Here is an 18,924-nt window from a genome sequence, read left to right as displayed (position 1 = left end):
ACCTTTATCTCTCCTGGGTGTCAGACACCTTGGCGAGTAGTCACCTTGGCGAAGGGCTATATGCGGCGGCAAGAAAGCCCCAAAGCCGCCAGGCGCGAAGCGTCATCGTCCCGACGCCAGACGCCGCGTAAGCTCCCAAAGGCCGCCCGCGCGGCCGGCCGGGAGCGGGCCCCGCAAGACGCTTCCCACCCACCCGGTGCTGCCAAGAACCTTAAGAACCCAGGTCGCCCCTGCGCCCGTAAAGATCCAACCACAGAGCCCGGTGTGGCGTGGGCCTGGGGTGGGCGGGGCGTTTAGATGCGCCCGGCGGAATCCGAAGGCAGCCGCCGGAGGCGGCAACGAGGATGAGCACGGGATAGTCCGGAGCGAAGGCTCCGGACCGCAATCGGAGCCCCGCCCACCCCAGGCCCACGCCGCGCCGGGCGTCTTAAGAACTCACTTCTCGGCAAGCCCAAGCCCATCCAACAAAGCTACCCCATCATCTTCAAACGCAATGACGCAGAAATCACATTAGTAGATAAAAAAAACCTCTAACGAGATAATCCACGCTCACGACTTCTGCCGCCGCCGTAACCGCTCCGAATACACCACCAACGGCACGGCCCCCACCGCACACAGCGCCATCACCAAAAACCCACCGGGCGCAAAGCTCCGATAGAGCGCGCCGCCCAGCTGGATGCTCGCGAACATGAACACGCCGCCGGAGAGCATCGCGTACAGGGCGATGGCCGAAGTCTTGCAGGCGGCCGGGACGCGGCGGGTGATGTACCACATGATGGCCGCGTTGTTGCCGGCCAGGGTGAAGCACTGCAGCAGCTGCAGTGCCGCGATCAGCGTGGGGTCAGTGGTGGCCGACAGGCCGGTCCAGCGGATCGCGGTCATCACCGCGCTGGCCAGGATCAGCCATTGGGCGCCCGTGCGGGCCAGGATGCGCGGGGCCAGGAAGAAGAACAGCACCTCGCTGGCCACGCCCACCACCCACAGCAGGGAAATCAGCGCCGTGGACAGCCCGCTGGCGGTCCAGTACAGGGTCGAATAGGAATACAGGAAACCATTGCTGGCCTGCACCAGCGAAGCTGCCGCGATACACATCAATAGCGGGCGGTCCCGCAGGACCTCCCGCATCGGCAGGCGCACGCGCTCCATGGGCGCCTCGTCGGCCGCGGGGCGGGCGGCCTGGGGCAAAAGGCGCACGCAGGCCAGGCAGGCCAGGATCAGCACGATCGACAGCCAGATCACCCAGTCGGTGTCGAACGTCTTGATCAGATATCCCCCCGCCACAGTCACCGCCGCAAACCCCAGCGACCCGCAGGCGCGCATCACCGTATAGGAATTGCCCTGCCCGCGGCCGCTGGCGATGGCCATGCGGTCCATCAGCGGCAGCACGGCCGGAAAAACGGCGTTCAGGAGCAACGTGATGGCCAGCAGCCAGGCTGACGTCTGGCTGAACGGATAGCACACGAACATCACCAGGGATGCGGCCAGCGCCGAAGCAATCAGGGCGTGCGCCCGGCCCGTCTGGTCCGCCACGTGGGCGACCACCGGGGTGGACAGAATCTTGGGCAGGAAAGACGTGGCGACGATCAGCCCGATCAGGGCCGGGTCCAGCCCGCGGCTGGCGAACCACAGCGGCAAAAACGGGATGCTGACGCCCTGCAGGCCGTAATACAGGAAGTAGAACCCGTGCAACGCGATGGCGCCTTGCCTGGCGTCGGGATTGCCGCGCATGGAGATGTGTGGATCATGCAGATACGAAGCGGCGTAGCATACTCCTTAGTTGACCCGCGCCCATTGGCAAAGCGCGTATCCGGATTTACGCTGGTGCCTCGCGGCCAGATTCCGTTCGCGCCGCGGCCGAGTTTTCCGATTCATATCCAGGAGCTGTGATTCATGGCCAAGAAACTGAATGAGAAGACCACCAACGCGTTGAAAGCGCGGCGCAAGGCGCCCCTGGCGACGCCCACCGACCTGGCGGCCGCCGCCACCCGGGATATTTCAGGGGCGCTCAACCAGATATTGGCCGACGTGTTCGCGCTATATCTGAAGACCAAGAACTTCCATTGGCACGTCAGCGGCCCGCATTTCCGGGACTACCATCTGCTGCTGGACGAGCAGGGCGACCAGCTCTTCGCCATGACGGATCCCATCGCCGAACGCATCCGCAAAATCGGCGGCACCACCCTCCGGTCCATCGGGCATATCTCGCGGACGCAGCGCATCTCCGACAACGACGCCGACTATGTGCAGCCGCTGGACATGCTGGCCGAACTGCGCGAAGACAACAAGGTGCTGGCCGCAACGCTGCGCGAAGCCCACAACGTCACCGACGAGCACCGCGACATCGCCAGTTCCAGCCTGATCGAAAACTGGATCGACGAGACCGAGCGGCGCACCTGGTTCCTGTTCGAGGCCAGCCGCCAGGGCGATTCGACGGGGCACTAGGCCGGCCGGTCCGCCGGCGCTGCTTGCCGCGCACTGGAATGCCGCAGCATGGCTGGCCGGGCGTCAGCCGTGCTTCGGAAAACCGCCGCTCGCCCACTCCGATGCGCGTTGCACGTTCAGCTTGTACGTCGGCGCGACATGGGTCTGGGCCAGTTGCTCGCCATATTCATCGTAGGCGCTCAGCACGGCGTAGGGCTCGTCCTCGTCGGGAACGATGTCCAGCTTGATGGTCAGGCGGCCCTCGGCGGCATCGACCTTCACGCTCTTGTGCAGCATCGCGTGCAATTGTTGTTCGTGGCGGCGAAGCACTTCATTCGCCGTCTTGACCAGGGTGGAGAACGCGGGTGCGTCCATCGGCTTGGGGTTCTTCTTGTCGCGGCCCATGGTCCACGGGCCCACCAGCGCCGGCTCGGCTTGCCCGTCCAGGGTCATCTCGACGGCCCAGCCGTCGTCGTCCTCGTTCTTGATGATCCGGGCGGTCCACCCGTCGTCGCGCCAAAGCCTGGCTTCCTGTTCCTTGCGTTCTTCGGCGATACCGGTGTCCGGCTGATCGGTGTCATTCACTGCTTTACTGCTCCTGGATGCGTGCGCGCGCAGCCGCGCGGCTGCGGGCTGCCATTGCGGCGGTACAGCACTGTAGCCTAATGCCCGGGCATATTCCTGGCCTGGGGCGGTCGGAATCGGCACAGTGCGCCGTGGTACGCTCTGACCGGTTCGCATGCATCACCTTCAACGCGCACGCTTCGGACTGAAGTCGCGCGCCATTCCTGCCGACGCGCCAGCGTCGCATCGCTCCCCCATCGACGACGCGATCAAGCCAATGACTGTAAGCCGGATTTTCCTGGTCCTCGCCGCCTTGGCGCTGTCTTCCTCGCTTAACGCCCAAACCGCTTCCAACGTTGCCGCCTGGGCGCCTGCGGGTCCGACGGCCTGCAGCTTCTCTGGCTGGACGACCAACGAGAAGCCCGCGATCACGGTGCGCGTGGCGGCGTCCGCCCAGGCGGCGGTGGCGGGCAGCCTGCCCACGACGCGCGGCGAGAGCCCCGATCCCGACATCGACTACTACAGCGTCACCTTCGACGTGACCGAGGCGCGCGACGGCTGGCTCAGAATCCAAAACGCCAGCGACGACATGACCGGCGGCGAGGTCAGCCGGCCGCGGCCTGTGTACCGGGGCGAAGGCTGGATCGAGGCCGCGGATGCGCAGGTCGGCATCCAGTCGGCGCGCGGATATGCCCGCCCGGACGCGGACAGCGAGAGACTGCTTGACCTGGGGGACGACTGGCTGACCGAAAGAGCCACATTGCGCGGCATCGCGGCCTGCCAGGGCGAATGGCTGCTGTTGGATTACGAAATGCGCAATAGCGCCGACTGGCAGCCGCTGGAACCCAAGGATCGCGCGCGGGGGCGGGCGTGGTTCCGCGGGGTGTGCTCGTCCGCCGAGACCACCTGCGATATGCCGTCGGTGGACAAGCCGGTCAAAAAGCGCTGAAGCGCCCGGTCAGTGCCGCGCGGGCAGGCCGGTTCGCGGTCAGCGCCCGTTGGCGGTGATTCACTTGTGGAGCACGTTCAGCAGGTAGCGGCAGTCTTCGCTTGCCGCGTAACTAACCGGCTTATCCACGGAAAAATCCAGTTGGTCGCCCTCGACCAGCCTGTGTTTTTCATCGCCGTAAGTCAGCACCAGCACTCCCTTCAACATCCATAGCCGCTGCCGGTACGGCCGTGAATGCCATTGCGGATAGTCGATCCGCGCGTTGGCGGGCAGTTCGATTTCCACGAGCTCGCTGCCGCTTTGTTCGTCAAGATCAGCGACTTGCCGTCGTACATAGCCGCTTGCGGGATCGCGCCAGGCGGCCTGGTCGCCGCGCTGGCGCGGGGCGCCGCCGCCGATGGACGCGGACTCCGCCAGCAACTCGGTCAGCGATACGCCCAGGCCGGCCGCCAGGCGCCCCAGCACCGTCGCGGTCGGGCTGCTGTCCCGCCGTTCGATCTTCGAAATCATGGCTTTGCTGACTCCGGACCGCTCCGCCAATTGGGCCAGGCTCAATCGCTGCGACGTGCGCAGGTCCACCACACGTTGCGCGATGACCTCATCAATGTCCATGCGCTTTCCTTTCTCTACAAAGTCTCATATAGTAGACGAATCGTATTCTATCGTGAACTGACTGTAAACGTATCTGAGGCCACCATGCAACTCGTCCAATGCACTGAAGACCGTCACGCGGCTTCGATTCTGGAAATCTTCAACCATGCGATTGTTCACTCCACCGCGCTATACGACTACAAGCCTCGCCCGTTTGAAGCCATGGCGGCGTGGTTCGAGACGAAGCGCAGGAACGGCTTTCCGGTTATCGGCATGGAGGACGCGCAGGGCAAACTGCTGGGCTTTGCATCCTATGGCACGTTCCGCGCGTGGCCCGCGTACAAGTACAGCGTCGAGCACTCGATTTATATCCATCACGAAAGCCGCGGCATGGGGCTGGGCAGGCGCCTGCTGACCGAATTGATAGACGAGGCCAAAGCCAGGGATGTCCACACGATGGTGGGCGCCATTGATCTTGCCAATCAGGCAAGCATCGTCCTTCATGAGCGGCTTGGCTTCCAGTCCGCAGGCGTCATCAAAGAAGCGGCGTACAAGTTCGGCAATTGGCTGGATCTGGCGTTCTATCAAAAAATCCTCAGCACGCCCGCCCGGCCGACTGAGGATTGAGGGGGCGGCGTCAAAGGCAGTTGGCGGCTGCGCGTTCCCGTTTATGGCGCCCCGCATTCTCCAGATCGGCGATCGGCGCAAGCAGCCCCCGGTCGAATTCCTCGCGCGGCTCGCCGGCGCGCAGCCTGGCCGGCCAGTCGGCATGGGCGAGGGCGCCGCGGCCCAGCGAAATGAAGTCCGCCTCCTGCCGTGCCAGTACGCCTTCGGCCTGCACCGCATCGTGCAGCGAACCGTTAGCCAGCACCGGCACCGCCACGTGACGGCGCGCCAGCGCCGCAAGGCTGGGGCCGTCTTCGCCGAAGGCGGGACGCCAGGCCTCGTACTCGGTCGTGTGCAGGTAGTTGATGGGCTGCTGGCCCAGGGTGGCGTAAATCTGCGCCGCGTCGGTCTGGCCGCCTTCCCACTTATGCATGAAGTCGTTGACCTTGCCTTGCGATGACCGCACGCCCACCACAAAGCGGTTCGAGGTCGATTGCCGGACCGCCTGGATGACTTCGACGGTCAGGCGCAGGCGGTTGTCCAGACTGCCGCCGTAGCGATCGTCGCGCAGATTGGTGTGCGCAGTAAGGAACTGGTCCAGCAGATACCCGTTGGCGCCGTGTATCTCGACACCGTCGAAACCCGCCTCTTGCGCCCGGCGCGCCGCTTGCGCAAAGCCCTCGATGGCTTCGGCGATTTCATCGGTCGTCATGGCCTCGGGCATGCGGTAGCGTCCTTCTCCCCGATAGAAGGTCATCTGCTGTCCCGCCGGCAATACGGCCGAAGGCCCCTTCGTCGTCTGGCGATGGGGATTGCCCTGCGACAGCGCGCCGGCGTGCATGAGCTGCGCGAGGATGCGTCCGCCATGCGCATGCACGCGGTCCACCACGGGCCGCCATGCATCGCGCTGCGCGTCGTCGGCCAAGCCGGGCTGGAACAGGTAGCCCTGCGCATGGGCCTTGTCCGTGTAGACGCCTTCGGTGATCACCAGCCCGAAGCCGCCGACGGCGAAGGCCTCGTAGTAGTCGGCCATCTGCGCCGTGGCGCGGCCGTCGGCGGTGGCGCTGACCCGGGTCATGGGCGCAACCGCGAGGCGATTGGGCAAGCTCAGGTCCCCCACCCGCAGCGGCGCGAACAGCGTGGCGTGGGCGGCTTGCGCATCGCGTTCCAGTCGATCGGCGAGCATGTTCATATCAGCGGGCCTCCGGCTGGGGGATGGCCGCGATGGCCTCGATCTCGATCATGGCGGCGGGGTCGTACAGCGCCTTGATCTCGGCGATGGTGTCGGCCGGGTAGGGGGCCGAAAAGAAGCGGCGGCGCAGCGCCACCACGTCCTCGAAATGTCCCATGTCGGTGACGAAGATGGTGACCTTGATCACGTCTTTCAAACTGGAGCCGCCGGCTTCCAGGGCGCGGCGCAGATTCGAGAATGCTTGCTCGCCCTGGGCAAGAAAGCCTCCGTCGACAATCTTTCCGGTGTCGTCGGCGCCGGCCTGGCCCGAGATGAAAAGCAGGTTCCCGAACTGGATGCCCTGCGACAGCAGAAAGGGCGCGTAGTTGTCGGGCTGGGTTTTGACTTGCGTAAGCATGGTGCGAATTCCTTCATCTATAACCGGCCTGGAGGGAGAGGGTTGGTGGCCGATCCGTGACTCAAATGTAGGATTGCCGGGATCTGGTGACAAAGGTTCATTTGTCAGCTATAAGACGAGAAAAACTCATCTATAAATCTATCGACGCTATGCAACGCCGATCCCTTCCGCTTTCCGCGCTGCGCGCATTCGAGGCCGCCGCGCGCCTGGGCAGCTTCAAGGCCGCCGCCCTGGAACTGGCCGTCACGCCGACCGCCGTCAGCCATCAGATCCGCGGTCTGGAGGCCGCCACGGGGTTGGCGCTATTCGATCGCCAGGTGCGCAAGGTGTCGCTCACGGACGCGGGGATGCAGCTTTATCCTGTGCTGCGCGACGGGTTCGATACGTTCGAGGCGACCCTGGCGCGGCTGATACAACAGCGGACGCGGGCGCAGGTGAGCATCTCGGCCACCAATGCCTTCACGGTGAAATGGCTGGTGCCGCGCATGGCCGATTTCCGGCGCCAGCACCCGGATATCGACCTGCAGCTTCAGGCCAGCGACGATCTCGTCGATCTGCGTTCGACGACGGTCGACATTGCCATCCGCTATGGCCGGGGCCCATATCCTGGTCTTGCGACCAAGCCGCTGTTCACCGACCGGTTCGCACCCGTGGCGAATCCGCGCCTGGGCGTCGCGTCGCCGGAAGACCTGGCGCGCGTGCCCTTGATCCGCTTCGACTGGAAGCGGCCCCAGCCCGACAATCCGACTTGGGAGCGCTGGTTCGCGGTCGCCGGGCGGTCCCAGCCGCAGCAAGCCAGCCAGCTGCGATTTTCCGACGAAGGCCATGCCATCCAGGCGGCCGTCGCAGGCCACGGCATCGCGCTGGTCAGCCTGGCGCTGATCAAGGACGAGCTGGAGGCCGGCCATCTGGTGCAGCCATTCGGGCCTGCAATCGACGGGCACACCTATCACCTGGCGACCTACGCGGGGCGGCTGCCGTCTGCGGCGGTTCAGGCCGTGGCGGACTGGCTGTGCGCGCAGGCGGCTCGCGAAGGCCGCGAGCCTATGTGAAAGGAAGGCGCTGGGCTGTGGTTCCGCCGCAACCCGGCCTGCAGGGGCGTTCGGGTTTTTTCCCGTGGCCGGCGGCTGCAGGCTACAGTGGCTCGTTCGTATGGATCCAGGAGGGATTGTGAGCATGCCCGATGTAAGTGCGCCCAACGACAATGCGATGTACAGAACGCTGCTGGAGTCGACCAAGGCGATCCCTTGGAAGATTGATTGGGCCACGATGAAATTCGCCTATATCGGGCCTCAGATCGTGGCCTTATTGGGCTGGACCGCCGATAGCTGGGTCAGCGTGGAAGACTGGGCCATGCGCATGCACCCCGAGGACCGCGAATACGTGGTGAATTTCTGCGTCACCCAATCCCAGGCCGGCGTGGACCACGAAGCGGACTACCGGGCGCTGACCAAGGACAACGGCTATGTCTGGATTCGCGACGTGGTGCACGTGGTGCGCAATGCCAACGGCGAAGCGGAAGCGCTGATCGGCTTCATGTTCGACATCACCGAACGCAAGAAGGCCGAGGAAAAGCTGCTGAACCTGCAGAAAGAACTGGAGGTGCTGTCCTTCAAGGATGGCCTGACGAATATCGCCAACCGACGCCGTTTTGACAGCAGCTTTGAGCTGGAGTGGGAGCGTGCCGGCAACGAACGCCGGCCGCTGTCCGTCCTGCTGTTCGACGTTGATTTCTTCAAGCAATACAACGACTTGTATGGCCACACTCAGGGCGACAAATGCCTGGTCGAAATCGCCCAGACGCTGAGTCTGGCGCTGGATGGCCCGCGCGACCTGGTCGCGCGCTACGGCGGTGAAGAATTTGTCGTGCTGCTGCCCGACGCCGACGCCGGCACGGCCCTGAAAGTCGCCGAACGCTGCCAGCGCCTGCTGCAGAAGAAGTCCATCCTGCATGCGCTGTCGCCCCATGGCCGGCGCGTTACCGTCAGCATCGGGGCGGGCACGGTCGTGCCGGGCGGGCAGGCGCAGGCCGCCGACTTCATCAAGGCCGTGGACGAGCAGCTGTATGTGGCCAAGAACAACGGTCGGGACCGCATCGAGCATGTGCGGTTGGAGGCTTAGGGACGGCCCGGGCTCTTCTCCCCGCCAACCAGCACCGGCTTGTCCCGATACCGCTCCGGAAACGTCTTGGCCAGGTTTTCCACTTTAGGAATGTCGTTGATCACGATGTACAGGCTGTTCGGATTGCGCACCAGATAGTCCTGGTGGTAGTCCTCGGCGGGGTAGAAGGCCTGCAGCGGTTCGACCTTGGTGGCCAACGCCTTCGGGTAGACGCCGGCCTTGTCGAGCTGGGCGATGTAGGCTTCGGCGACCTTGCGCTGGCTATCGTTGGAGGGGAAGACGGCGGAGCGGTATTGGGTGCCGTGGTCCGGTCCCTGGCGGTTTAGCTGGGTGGGGTCGTGCGCGACCGAGAAATAGATCTGCAGCAGTTGGCCGTAGGTGACCTGGCGCGGGTCGTAGGTGATTTCGACGGCTTCGGCATGGCCGCTACGTCCGCCGCTGACGGCGTTGTAATTGGCGGTGGAGGCCTGGCCGCCGGCGTAGCCCGAGACGGCGTTGCTCACGCCCTTGACGTGCTGGAACACGGCTTGCACGCCCCAGAAGCAGCCGCCTGCGATGACGGCCTTTTCCTGGGTGGCGGCGGCGGGCTGGTCCGCGGCGGGGGGCGGGATGATGAAGGCGCGCTCGGCGGCCGGGGCGGCGGCCGAGCCCAGCAGGCCGCCGGCGGCGGCAAGCGCGGCGCAAAGCCTGCGGATCGTGGAATGCTTGGACATGGTGTCGGGTCCTGGTGGTCGGGCGGGCCGCGGCTCAGGCCTGCGGGGCGAAGGTCATGGCCACGCCGTTCATGCAGTAGCGCAGGCCGGTGGGGCGCGGGCCGTCGTCGAAGACGTGGCCCAGATGGCCGCCGCAGTTGGCGCAATGCACGGCGGTGCGGGTCATGCCGAAGCTGCGGTCGCGGGTTTCACCCACGCCGGCGGGCAGGGGCTGCCAGAAGCTGGGCCAGCCGGTGCCGCTGTCGAACTTGGTGGATGAGGAGAACAGGGGATGTTCGCAGCCGGCGCAGGCGAACGTGCCCTTGCGGTGTTCGTCGTTGAGCGGGCTGCTGTAGGGGCGTTCCGTGCCGTCGCGGCGCAGCACCTGGTACTGTTCGCGCGTCAGCCTTTCGCGCCACTGCGCATCGGTGAGCGTGTAGGGGAAAGACCCGGCCGCTGCCGCGGGGCCGCTGCGGGCGGCCAGCAGCGGCGCCAGGCCGGCTGCCGCCGCGGCCGCGCCGCCCAGGCCCAGGAAGTGTCTGCGGTTGATTCTCATGGCGTGCTCCGGAAGGGGGCGTACCGGGCGCCCGCGGGTGCGGGCCCCGAGCGGGCTTACTTGCTCATGCCGTCCTTGGACATCGAGCCTTTGGACATGGAGTCCTTGCTCATGCCGTCCTTGGACATCGAGCCTTTGGACATGGAGTCCTTGCTCATGCCGTCCTTGGACATCGAGCCTTTGGACATGGAATCCTTGCTCATGCCGTCCTTCGACATCGCTCCCTTGGACATGCCGTCGTGGGACATTCCGTCCTTCTTCATGCCGTCCTGGGACATTCCGTCCTTGGACATGCTGCTCTTGCTCATGCCGTCTTTGCTCATGCCTTCCTTGCCCATGGTGTCGGCGGCGTGCGCTGCCGCGGCGCCAAAGGCCAGGCACAGGGACAGTGCGGCGGTGGTGAGTTTCTTCATGATGCGTTCCTTTTGAGGGGTGGGAAAAGACAGGAATCCACCTAGCTGCCGCCGAACCAGTTGTAGCCCTGGTCCTCCCAGTAACCGCCCGGGTAGGTGTTGGTGACGAAAATCGCCTGGATATGCTTGGGGTTTTTGTAGCCAAGCTTGGTGGGCATGCGCAGCTTCATGGGGAAGCCGTATTCGGGGGGTAGCGTGCGGCCGTCGTAGGTCAGCGCCAGGATGGTCTGCGGGTGCAGTGCAGTGGGCATGTCAATGCTGGTGTAGTAGTCGTCCGCGCACTTGAAGCCGACGTACTTGGCGCCCAGGTCGGCGCCCACGCGCTTGAGGAAGGTCGAGAACGGCACGCCGCCCCATTTGCCGATGGCGCTCCAGCCTTCGACGCAGATATGCCGCGTCACCTGGTCGATCTGCGCCATGGCGCGCAGTTCGTCGAGCCGCCAGCGGCGCTTGTCGGCCACCAGGCCGGTGACTTCCAGCCGGAACGATTCCTCGTCCACGTGGCGCACTTCGTCGATGCCGTAATAGGCATTGAAGGGGAAGGGCCGGGTAATCATGGATTCCGGATAGGTCGGCGCCAGCTTGTTCGGGTCGAAGATCCAGCCCTGCACGCGGTCGTTGAAGCGGGATACGGCGGCCAGGGCCTTTTCGACGTGTTCATCGTCGGACAGCGAGCAGCCGGACAGCATGGCCACGCCGCCCAGGGTCAGGCCGCGGCGCAGGAAGGCGCGGCGCGAGGGCTCCGCCACACGCCGGTCCAGCAGTTTTCCGGCTTCCTTCAGGATGGCGGGGCCGTCCAGGGCGGGCGGCGAGATGCGTCGTTCTTCGGTCATGAGGGGCTCCTTATTTGCCGCGGATCATGGCGATCAGGCTGCGGGGCACCAGCGCCACCATCAGCAGATGGACGGCGACAAAGCCCGCCAGCAGCGCCATGGCAAAGAAGTGGACGCGGCGGGCGGCCTCGTAGCCGCCCATCAGTTCGCGCAGCAGGTCGAATTGCACGGACTTCCAGAGCACCAGGCCGGACAGGATCAGCACGGCGATATCGGCCATGACGAACAGGTAGGCCAGGCGCTGCACCTGGTTGTATCGGCGCGGATCGGCGTGGGACAGCCTGCCGCGCAGCGCTGCGCCCAGGTCCCGCACGACGCCGCGCGGACTGACGGGGAGGAACTTGCGCCACAGGCGTCCGGTGGCCAGGTTCAGCGCCAGGTACAGCAGGCCGTTGCCGAACAGCAGCCACATGCCGGCGAAGTGCCACTGCAGGGCTCCGCCCAGCCAGCCGCCCAGGGTGATGCCGTTGGGAAAGGTGAAATCAAAGAAGGGCGAGGCGTTGTAGATGCGCCAGCCGCTCATGGTCATGATGACCACGGCCAATGCGTTCAGCCAGTGCGTGATGCGCAGCCAGCCGGGGTGGATGGCGCCGGCCGGCGCAGGCGCGGCGGGATGCGGCGCGGGCGGCGTGTCGTTCAAGGCGGGGCGGGCCAACATGGCGGTCTCCGGGGGGCTGTTGTTGGAGGCATTCTTGCCCCGGGCCGATACCGAAGTCCTCACGCAAAGTTAAATTAAATGTGAACTCTGGCCCCCGCGGATTGGCGACAATAGGCGCATCGACCCTGCCTCAGAGTGCCCCATGGATACGCCCCGCCGCGTCCTCATCGTTGAAGACGACGCCCACATTGCCGAACTGCTGCGCCTGCACCTGCGGGACGAGGGCTACGCCGTCGAGCATGCCGCCGACGGCAACGAGGGCATGCGCCGGTTGGAAGAGGGCGGCTGGGATGCGCTGGTGCTGGACCTGATGCTGCCCGGCATCGACGGCCTTGAAATCTGCAAGCGGGCGCGGGCCATGGCGCGCTACACGCCCATCATCATCACCAGCGCCCGGTCCAGCGAGGTGCATCGCATCCTGGGCCTGGAACTGGGGGCGGACGACTACCTGGCCAAGCCGTTTTCGATGCTGGAGCTGGTGGCGCGGGTGCGGGCCCTGCTGCGCCGCAGCGACGCCATTGAGCGCAATGCGCGCATCGACGCGGGCAGCCTGGCCGTGCATGGCGTGCTGATCGACCCGATCGCGCGCACGGTCGACGTCGATGCGCGGCGCCTGGACCTCACGCCCCGCGAGTTCGACCTGCTGCATTTCTTCGCGCGCCATCCGGACAAGGTGTTTTCGCGCCTGGACCTGCTGAACCAGGTCTGGGGTTACCAGCACGAAGGCTACGAGCACACGGTCAACACGCACATCAATCGTCTGCGCACCAAGATCGAGGCCGACCCGTCCAACCCGCAGCGCATCCTTACCGTCTGGGGCAAGGGCTACAAGTTCGCGGCGACGCCCGGAGGGCAGACATGAAGCGTTTGACCTTGACCCAGCGCCTGTCCGCGGTGTTCGCGTTGCTGCTGCTGGCCTGCTGCGGCGCGTCGGCCTGGCTGCAGATCGCCGCCAATTCGCGCTACGAGCAGGAAGTCGTGCAACGCCTGTCCAGCGGGCTCGCGCAGCACATCGCGGGTTCCACCGAACTCATGGACGCGGGCGGCTGGAAGCCCGACGCGGTTCGCTCGATGTTCGACATGCTGATGACGGTGAATCCGGCGGTGGAGGTTTACCTGCTGTCCAACGATGGCCGCATCGTGGGCGACGCCGCGCCGCCCGGACAGATCAAGCGCGACCGCGTGGACCTGGGGCCGGTCAAGCGCCTGCTGGCGGGCGGGATGCTGCCCATCACCGGCGACGATCCGCGCAGCGCGGACGCGCAAAAGGTGTTCAGCGCCGCGCCCGTGCGCGTGGACGGCCGCGAGCAGGGCTATGTCTATGTGGTGTTGCAGGGCCAGGCGCACGACGCGCTGGCCATGGATGTGTCGCGCAGCTCGGTGCTGCGGACCACGCTCTGGTCGATCGCGCTGGTGGCGCTGCTGGGGCTGGTGGCCGGCTTGGCCGCCTTCGCGCTAATCACGCGGCCGTTGCGCGGCCTGACGCGGGCCGTGCGGGCCTTCGAAGGCGACGATGGCCAGGCGCTGGCCGCGCTGGAGCGGCCCGGGGATGCGGCTGCGCGCAACGGCGACGAGATCGCGGTGCTGCGGCGCACGTTTGCGCAGATGGGGCGACGTATTTCGGAGCAGTGGCGCGAGCTTACGCGCCAGGACCAGCAGCGCCGCGATCTGGTCGCCAATATCTCGCACGACCTGCGCACGCCGCTGACGTCGCTGCACGGCTATCTGGAGACGCTGCGGCTCAAGGACGAGACCCTGGACCCCGGCGAACGCCGCCGCTACCTGGATATCGCGCTGGCGCAGAGCCGCAAGGTGGGCCGCCTGGCGCAGGAATTGTTCGAGCTGGCGCGGCTGGAATCCGGGCTGGTGCGGCTGGAGCCCGAAACCTTTTCGCTGCCCGAACTGGTGCAGGATGTGATGCAGAAGTTCGAACTGGCCGCCGAGGCCCGCCGCCAGCGGCTGACCACGGACTTCCCGCAGGCGCTGCCGCCGGTGCGCGCGGACCTGGGGCTGATCGAACGCGTGTTGACGAACCTGCTGGACAACGCCATCCGCCACAGCCCGCCGGGTGGACGCATCGAGCTGCAGCTGGGGCTGGCCAGCAACCGCGTGCAGGTGCAGGTAAGCGATACCGGCAGCGGCATACCTAAGGAACTGCGTGCGGGGCTGTTTACCCGCGCGTCGGCGCTGAACCGGGGGCCCGGCGACAGCGGCGGGCTGGGGCTGGTGATCGTGCAGCGCATCCTGCAGTTGCACCAGAGCGAGATCCGGCTGGTGGAGCAGGCGGGCGCCGGCGCGGTGTTTCAGTTCGACCTGGCGGCGGCGGGCCAGCCGTAGCTGGCCTGCCGAACCTGGCGGACGCGCCCGCGAGGGCTTGCGCACCTATGCGGCGGCGGGCATTTCCCCGTGCAGCAGGTAGTCCATCAGCTCGCGCACCGAGCGCATGGCGTTGCCGAACGGAAGCTTGGACGCGCCGCGGAAGAACAGGCCGCGGCTGACTTCGCCGCGCATGGCGGCGGCCAGCTTGAGGTCGATGCAAAACTGGCCGAATTTGGCGATGCCGTCGCGCAGGCCGCATTGCGTCAGGCAGTCCATGCGCTGGCTGCAGCGGCGCGGGTCGGCGCGGGTGTTGGCCTGCAGGGTGCCTTCCTGGCGCAGGTAGCGCGTGAGCCACGGCGTGGCGACGGCGCGCGCCGGCAGGCCGGCCACGCTGGTGAATTCGGCAAGCTGGGTGGGGTCTGCGTCGATCAGCACGCGCTTGAAGTTTTCGTGCGCGTCGCCTTCCTGGGTGACGGCGAAGGCGGTGCCTACCTGCACGCCGTCGGCGCCGTTGGTGAGCCAGTGGCGCACCTGTTCATGGCTGCCCACGCCGCCGGCGACGATCAGCCGGGGCGCGTCGCGGCCCAACTGCAATTCGCTGAAGAGCGCGTGGCAATCGGCCAGCACGCGCTTGAAGTCGAAGCGTTCGCTGTGCAGGTCGTCCAGCCGCGCCGCGCCCAGGTGGCCGCCGGCGTAGCCCGGGTGTTCGATGACCACGGCGTCGGCCAGCCGGCCCTTTTTCATCCATTTTTTCAGCACGGCGGCCACGCCGCGTGCTTCCGACAGGATGGGCACCAGCGCCACCTTGGGGAAGTCCGCCGTCATTTCCGGCAGGTCCAGGGGCAGGCCCGCGCCCATGACGATGGCTTCCGCGCCGCTTTCGCAGGCCTGGCGCACCAGGGCCTGGTGATCGCGCACGGCCTTCATGACGTTCACGGCCACCAGGCCGCGCCCCTGCGCGGTGTCCAGCGCGGCGCGCACTTCGCGGTGCAGGGCCTCGCGGTTGGCGGTGTCGATCGTGTCGCGATCATTGCATTTATCGGTCTTTTCCACGAGATCGGCGTGGTGATGGCGCAAATCGACGCTGGCGATGGTGCCCACGCCGTTCTGGCTGGCAACCGCGCCGGCCAGGCGATGGGCGGATACGCCCACGCCCATGCCGCCCTGAACGATGGGCAGCAACTCGCGTCCGGCGAGGGTGAGTGATTTGAACCACGTCATGATATGAGTCTTTCCTCTGGTCAAGAGAGCAGAGGCTAGAGCAAGGGGGGGCGCGCCGCCTTGCGCGGGATCAAGTGACGGGGTAATGGGGGGGGCGGAGCCGCTTGCCCCGCCCATGCGTCACGCTTTATCCAAACAGTTTGACGATCGCCGGCACCGACAGCACCGCGGTGTAGTAGCCCATGAACTGCACGCCGGTGTTGAAGCCGAACAGGCGCGACAGCAGGCCGCCGATGAGGCCCATGGTCAGGATGACGAGCAGGCCCAGGAACTGGCCTTCCCAGACGCTGATCACGATGATCAGGCCTACGAACGTGGCGATGATGGCTTCGTGGCTGACCCTGCGCGACACGAACAGCGCGGCGCGGCGGGCGAAGTTCATGGCGAAGGGGTAGGACACCACCGCCGCCAGCAGCACCGCCAGCATGCCGTACCCCAGGAATTCCCAGTGGTTCAGCAGGTTGTGCAGGTTGTGCGTCTGGCCGGTCGCCGCGTCCACTGTGAAGCGCGGCGGCGCGTTGAAGAGCGGCGCCGCCGGGCCTGCCGCCACCGGGCTCAGGGGCAGCCCGAATGCGATCAGCGGAATCAGGGCCTCGGCGATGTAGGTGGCTTCAGTGACGCCGTTGCGCGCGCTGAGCACAGTGGTCAGGCGATGGTAGGCGTGCTTGACGCGCGAACCCACCAGCTCGCCCAGCACCACGGTCATGGCGACCGGGCTGAACACGAAGGTGGCGCTGGAAACCGCGGCGGTGGCCAGCGTCCAGCGCGTCTGCACGCGGTCCATCACCTTCAGCGGGTTCGGGAAGTAGCCCGACCAGCCCTTGACGTCCGGCGCCAGCGAAAACGTGCGCACCTTGTCGCGCAGCATCTTGCTGCGGCCCTGCGGCGAGATCACGGTGAACAGGTCGGCGATCAGCGGTCCGATGGCGATGCCCAGGAAGTAGCTGATGCTGAGCTTGACGCCGTATTTGGCCGTCAGGCTTTGCAGCGCGATGATGATCATGACGAACGGCACCAGCAGCGCCACCGCGGCCCAGCGTCCGGCCGAGAAGTAGGCGATCAGCACGGCCGCGGCCAGGAAGATCCAGGGGGCGGACTTGGTGATCGTTGCGCCGAACGGCGCCAGCAGGACGGCGAACAGCACGGCCAGCGGCACCGCCACAAATGCCGCGACGATGGCGCCGGACACCATTTTGCGCAGGGCGATGTGCGGCACGCCCAGCTTGCGTAGCATGTTCGCGTCCTGCAGCAGCGGCGTGGCCAGGGTGTCGCCGGGGATGCCTAGCAGCGCGGTGGGCACGGCGTGCGTCATGTGCTTGGCCACCGCGCCCGCCAAAAAGAAGGTGAAGACGCCGGCGGGCGGCACGCCCAGCAGCACCACCAGCAGGGTCAGCGGGGCCAGCGTGGTGGTCTCGTCGGTGCCTGACACCAGGCCGATGGCGGCGAACACCACCGCGCCCAGCAGCCCCATGCCGGCGGCCACCATGATCTGTTCAAGAAGGATGGGATCGCTCATGCCAGCGCCTCCCTGGCGGCGCCGGGCCGCGCGTCGGGTGCGGCGGCGGCGGTCTTGCCCGCCGGTTCGGCGAACAGGTCGTACAGGTCCAGTTCCTTGAGTTCGCGGACCACGGGTTCGGGCAGGTCGGCCAGCGTGCCCAGCCCGCCGGGCTGCTCGGCCAGTTCGGCCAGCACCTCGGCGCGCCACGCCGGATCATGCGTGGAGCTGTGTTCGATGACTTCGCGCTTGGGCGGGAACAGGCGGGCGCAGATGACGCCAGCCAGCACGCAGCCGGCCAGGCCGGCCAGCATGGCGTAGGCGTGGGCCAGTTCGGGCGAGGCCACCATGCCGCGCAGCCAGCGGCTGGCGGCAAAGAAGCCCGCCACGCTGATCGTGATGCCGATGCCGATGGCCCAGGCAAGGTGCCTGAGGTCCACGGTGTCGCTCCAGACTTCGGCCAGGCGCGTGGAGGGCGCCGGGGGGCTGTGTTTCATGTCTCTCTCCTGTGGTCGGGCGGCGCGCGGACCTGGCCGGCGCCGCCTCGGGTTCTAGTCCTGCAGGGGTTATCGGGAAGCGCGCATTTCCTCCAGCAAGGCCAGCGCGCGGTCGGTGCGGACGTCCTTTTCCGCCGCCATGCGCTTGGCGACCGCGTCGATCTCCGCGCCAGTCGCGCCGGCCACCAGCGCAATGTTGCGGGCATGCAGCGCCATGTGGCCGCGCTGGATGCCTTCGGTGGCCAGCGCGCGCAGCGCGCCCAGATTCTGCGCCAGGCCCACGGCCACGGCTACTTCGCCCAGTTCCTGCGCCGAGCGCACGTCCATGATCTTGAGCGCCAGCCGCGCCAGCGGATGGGTCTTGGTCGCGCCGCCCACCAGGCCCACCGGCATGGGCATTTCGATTGAGCCGACCAGCGCGCCGGAGGTGTCCTTTTCCCAGTGGGTGAGGGAGGTGTAGCGGCCCGAACGGCTGGCGTAGGCGTGCGCGCCGGCCTCGACCGCGCGCCAGTCGTTGCCGGTGGCGACGATGACCGGGTCGATGCCGTTCATGATGCCCTTGTTATGCGTCGCGGCGCGGTAGGGGTCGATGGCGGCGAAGGTATAGGCGTCCAGCACGCCCTCGATGATTTCCGCGCCGCTGCGTTCCTTGGTGTCCAGCACCTGCGGCGTCAGTCGCACTCGTGCGCGGGCCAGGCGCAGGTCCGCCAGGTTGGACAGGATGCGCAGGCGCACGGACCCGCCGACGATCTCTTCGACCAGCGGCGCCACGGCTTCGGCCATGGTGTTGACGGTGTTGGCGCCCATGGCGTCGCGCACGTCGACGATGAGGTGCATCACGATCATCGGTCCGCGCGGCGTATCCGGGAAGACGTGGACCTCGATGTCCTGGCAGCCGCCGCCCAGTTCGATCAGCACCTTGTCGCGGCTGTTGGCCAGCGTCAGGATGCGCTCGCGTTCGCGCAGCAGGGCCAGGCGCGCGCCGTGCGGGTCGGTCAGGCCTAGCACCTGGACCTGGGCGCGCATCAGCGGGCGGGTGCTGGACGTTTCGAAGCCGCCGCATTCGCGCGCCAGCTTGGCCATGAACGACGCGGCGGCGACCACCGACGGCTCTTCTACGGCCATCGGCACCAGCACGTCGCGGCCGTTGACCTGGAAGTTGCCCGCCACGCCCAGCGGCAGTTCGAAGGCGCCAATGACGTTTTCGATCATGCCGTCGGCGCGGGCGAGGCCCAGCGCGCCAGGCTCGGCCAGCATCTGACGCTCTTCGGCGGTGAGCCCGGCCGCGTCGGCGATGGCGGCAAGGCGTTGGGCGGGGGTAAGGGCCCGGAAGTTGGGCAGGCGTGAATCGGCCACGATGGCGTGTCTCCGTATAAGAATCGAGTGGCCTGATTCTAGG

21 protein-coding genes are annotated in these 18,924 nt (G+C 66.6%); 7 read left to right on the top strand and 14 right to left on the bottom strand.

The window, feature by feature from the left end; translation table 11 throughout:
• Nucleotides 1–549: 549 nt before the first annotated feature.
• Complete coding sequence (locus tag KYC_RS11670; RefSeq protein WP_008162283.1) at nt 550–1,728, bottom strand: MFS transporter; 1,179 nt, start codon at nt 1,726–1,728, stop codon at nt 550–552.
• Between the two features lie 162 nt (nt 1,729–1,890).
• On the opposite strand from KYC_RS11670, the gene KYC_RS11665 reads away from it, so the two are divergent.
• Nucleotides 1,891–2,442 carry a Dps family protein gene (locus KYC_RS11665; protein WP_008162282.1) on the top strand — a complete coding sequence of 184 codons (552 nt, stop codon included), beginning with the start codon at nt 1,891–1,893 and terminating at the stop codon, nt 2,440–2,442.
• 63 nt (nt 2,443–2,505) lie between these two features.
• Here KYC_RS11665 and KYC_RS11660 read toward each other — a convergent pair whose 3' ends face one another.
• The gene (locus tag KYC_RS11660; protein ID WP_008162280.1) at nt 2,506–3,006 is read right to left on the bottom strand and encodes a hypothetical protein; all 501 of its coding nucleotides are present in this window, start codon (nt 3,004–3,006) and stop codon (nt 2,506–2,508) included.
• A 154-nt stretch (nt 3,007–3,160) separates the two neighbouring features.
• Here KYC_RS11660 and KYC_RS11655 point away from each other — a divergent pair, with 154 nt between their 5' ends.
• Nucleotides 3,161–3,934: a hypothetical protein gene (locus KYC_RS11655; protein ID WP_008162277.1), complete on the top strand. Its 774-nt coding sequence runs from the start codon at nt 3,161–3,163 to the stop codon at nt 3,932–3,934.
• A gap of 60 nt (nt 3,935–3,994) precedes the next feature.
• On the opposite strand, the gene KYC_RS11650 is transcribed toward KYC_RS11655, so the two are convergent.
• Complete coding sequence (locus KYC_RS11650) at nt 3,995–4,546, bottom strand: helix-turn-helix domain-containing protein (protein ID WP_008162275.1); 552 nt, start codon at nt 4,544–4,546, stop codon at nt 3,995–3,997.
• Nucleotides 4,547–4,630: 84 nt separating this feature from the next.
• Between KYC_RS11650 and KYC_RS11645 the strand changes: the two genes are divergently transcribed.
• A complete protein-coding gene (locus KYC_RS11645) occupies nt 4,631–5,152 on the top strand; it encodes a GNAT family N-acetyltransferase (RefSeq protein WP_008162272.1) in 522 nt (173 codons plus the stop codon).
• 10 nt (nt 5,153–5,162) lie between these two features.
• On the opposite strand, the gene KYC_RS11640 is transcribed toward KYC_RS11645, so the two are convergent.
• Together KYC_RS11640 and KYC_RS11635 are read right to left on the bottom strand one after the other, a co-directional pair.
• A complete protein-coding gene (locus KYC_RS11640) occupies nt 5,163–6,323 on the bottom strand; it encodes an oxidoreductase (RefSeq protein WP_008162270.1) in 1,161 nt (386 codons plus the stop codon).
• Nucleotide 6,324: 1 nt separating this feature from the next.
• Entirely contained in the window at nt 6,325–6,720 is a 396-nt protein-coding gene (locus tag KYC_RS11635) for a RidA family protein (protein WP_008162269.1), read from the bottom strand.
• A gap of 149 nt (nt 6,721–6,869) precedes the next feature.
• Between KYC_RS11635 and KYC_RS11630 the strand changes: the two genes are divergently transcribed.
• Together KYC_RS11630 and KYC_RS11625 are read left to right on the top strand one after the other, a co-directional pair.
• Nucleotides 6,870–7,772 carry a LysR substrate-binding domain-containing protein gene (locus KYC_RS11630; protein ID WP_008162267.1) on the top strand — a complete coding sequence of 301 codons (903 nt, stop codon included), beginning with the start codon at nt 6,870–6,872 and terminating at the stop codon, nt 7,770–7,772.
• Nucleotides 7,773–7,896: 124 nt separating this feature from the next.
• The gene (locus tag KYC_RS11625; RefSeq protein WP_008162265.1) at nt 7,897–8,841 is read left to right on the top strand and encodes a sensor domain-containing diguanylate cyclase; all 945 of its coding nucleotides are present in this window, start codon (nt 7,897–7,899) and stop codon (nt 8,839–8,841) included.
• Here the strand turns inward: KYC_RS11625 and msrA are convergent.
• The 5 genes from msrA to KYC_RS11600 are packed head-to-tail and all read right to left on the bottom strand — an operon-like array spanning nt 8,838 to nt 11,993.
• Complete coding sequence (gene msrA, locus KYC_RS11620; protein ID WP_008162263.1) at nt 8,838–9,554, bottom strand: peptide-methionine (S)-S-oxide reductase MsrA; 717 nt, start codon at nt 9,552–9,554, stop codon at nt 8,838–8,840. The two genes, KYC_RS11625 and msrA, sit on opposite strands and share 4 nt — an antisense overlap.
• 34 nt (nt 9,555–9,588) lie before the next feature.
• Nucleotides 9,589–10,089, bottom strand: a complete 501-nt coding sequence (gene msrB / locus KYC_RS11615) for a peptide-methionine (R)-S-oxide reductase MsrB (RefSeq protein ID WP_008162261.1) — start codon at nt 10,087–10,089, stop codon at nt 9,589–9,591.
• Nucleotides 10,090–10,145: 56 nt separating this feature from the next.
• Nucleotides 10,146–10,502 carry a pentapeptide MXKDX repeat protein gene (locus tag KYC_RS11610; protein ID WP_008162258.1) on the bottom strand — a complete coding sequence of 119 codons (357 nt, stop codon included), beginning with the start codon at nt 10,500–10,502 and terminating at the stop codon, nt 10,146–10,148.
• Nucleotides 10,503–10,543: 41 nt separating this feature from the next.
• Nucleotides 10,544–11,335, bottom strand: a complete 792-nt coding sequence (locus tag KYC_RS11605) for a molybdopterin-dependent oxidoreductase (protein ID WP_008162256.1) — start codon at nt 11,333–11,335, stop codon at nt 10,544–10,546.
• Nucleotides 11,336–11,345: 10 nt separating this feature from the next.
• A complete protein-coding gene (locus tag KYC_RS11600) occupies nt 11,346–11,993 on the bottom strand; it encodes a cytochrome b/b6 domain-containing protein (protein ID WP_008162254.1) in 648 nt (215 codons plus the stop codon).
• A gap of 142 nt (nt 11,994–12,135) precedes the next feature.
• Between KYC_RS11600 and KYC_RS11595 the strand changes: the two genes are divergently transcribed.
• Together KYC_RS11595 and KYC_RS11590 are read left to right on the top strand one after the other, a co-directional pair.
• Entirely contained in the window at nt 12,136–12,855 is a 720-nt protein-coding gene (locus KYC_RS11595) for a response regulator transcription factor (RefSeq protein WP_008162252.1), read from the top strand.
• The gene (locus tag KYC_RS11590; RefSeq protein ID WP_008162249.1) at nt 12,852–14,330 is read left to right on the top strand and encodes a sensor histidine kinase; all 1,479 of its coding nucleotides are present in this window, start codon (nt 12,852–12,854) and stop codon (nt 14,328–14,330) included. The genes KYC_RS11595 and KYC_RS11590 overlap by 4 nt, the downstream gene beginning before the upstream one ends.
• 45 nt (nt 14,331–14,375) lie before the next feature.
• Here the strand turns inward: KYC_RS11590 and KYC_RS11585 are convergent, their stop codons facing one another.
• The 4 genes from KYC_RS11585 to KYC_RS11570 all read right to left on the bottom strand — a co-directional run bounded on the left by KYC_RS11585 (nt 14,376) and on the right by KYC_RS11570 (nt 18,884).
• Nucleotides 14,376–15,533 carry an NAD(P)H-dependent flavin oxidoreductase gene (locus KYC_RS11585; RefSeq protein WP_008162248.1) on the bottom strand — a complete coding sequence of 386 codons (1,158 nt, stop codon included), beginning with the start codon at nt 15,531–15,533 and terminating at the stop codon, nt 14,376–14,378.
• Nucleotides 15,534–15,660: 127 nt separating this feature from the next.
• Entirely contained in the window at nt 15,661–17,049 is a 1,389-nt protein-coding gene (locus KYC_RS11580) for a tripartite tricarboxylate transporter permease (protein WP_008162247.1), read from the bottom strand.
• Entirely contained in the window at nt 17,046–17,525 is a 480-nt protein-coding gene (locus KYC_RS11575; RefSeq protein ID WP_008162246.1) for a hypothetical protein, read from the bottom strand. The genes KYC_RS11580 and KYC_RS11575 overlap by 4 nt, the downstream gene beginning before the upstream one ends.
• A 69-nt stretch (nt 17,526–17,594) precedes the next feature.
• The gene (locus KYC_RS11570) at nt 17,595–18,884 is read right to left on the bottom strand and encodes a hydroxymethylglutaryl-CoA reductase, degradative (RefSeq protein WP_043518198.1); all 1,290 of its coding nucleotides are present in this window, start codon (nt 18,882–18,884) and stop codon (nt 17,595–17,597) included.
• Nucleotides 18,885–18,924: the final 40 nt, after the last annotated feature.

The organism is Achromobacter arsenitoxydans SY8 (assembly GCF_000236785.1).
GTDB classification, from domain to species: domain Bacteria; phylum Pseudomonadota; class Gammaproteobacteria; order Burkholderiales; family Burkholderiaceae_B; genus Achromobacter; species Achromobacter arsenitoxydans.
This window is presented reverse-complemented; position numbering and strand designations above follow the sequence as displayed.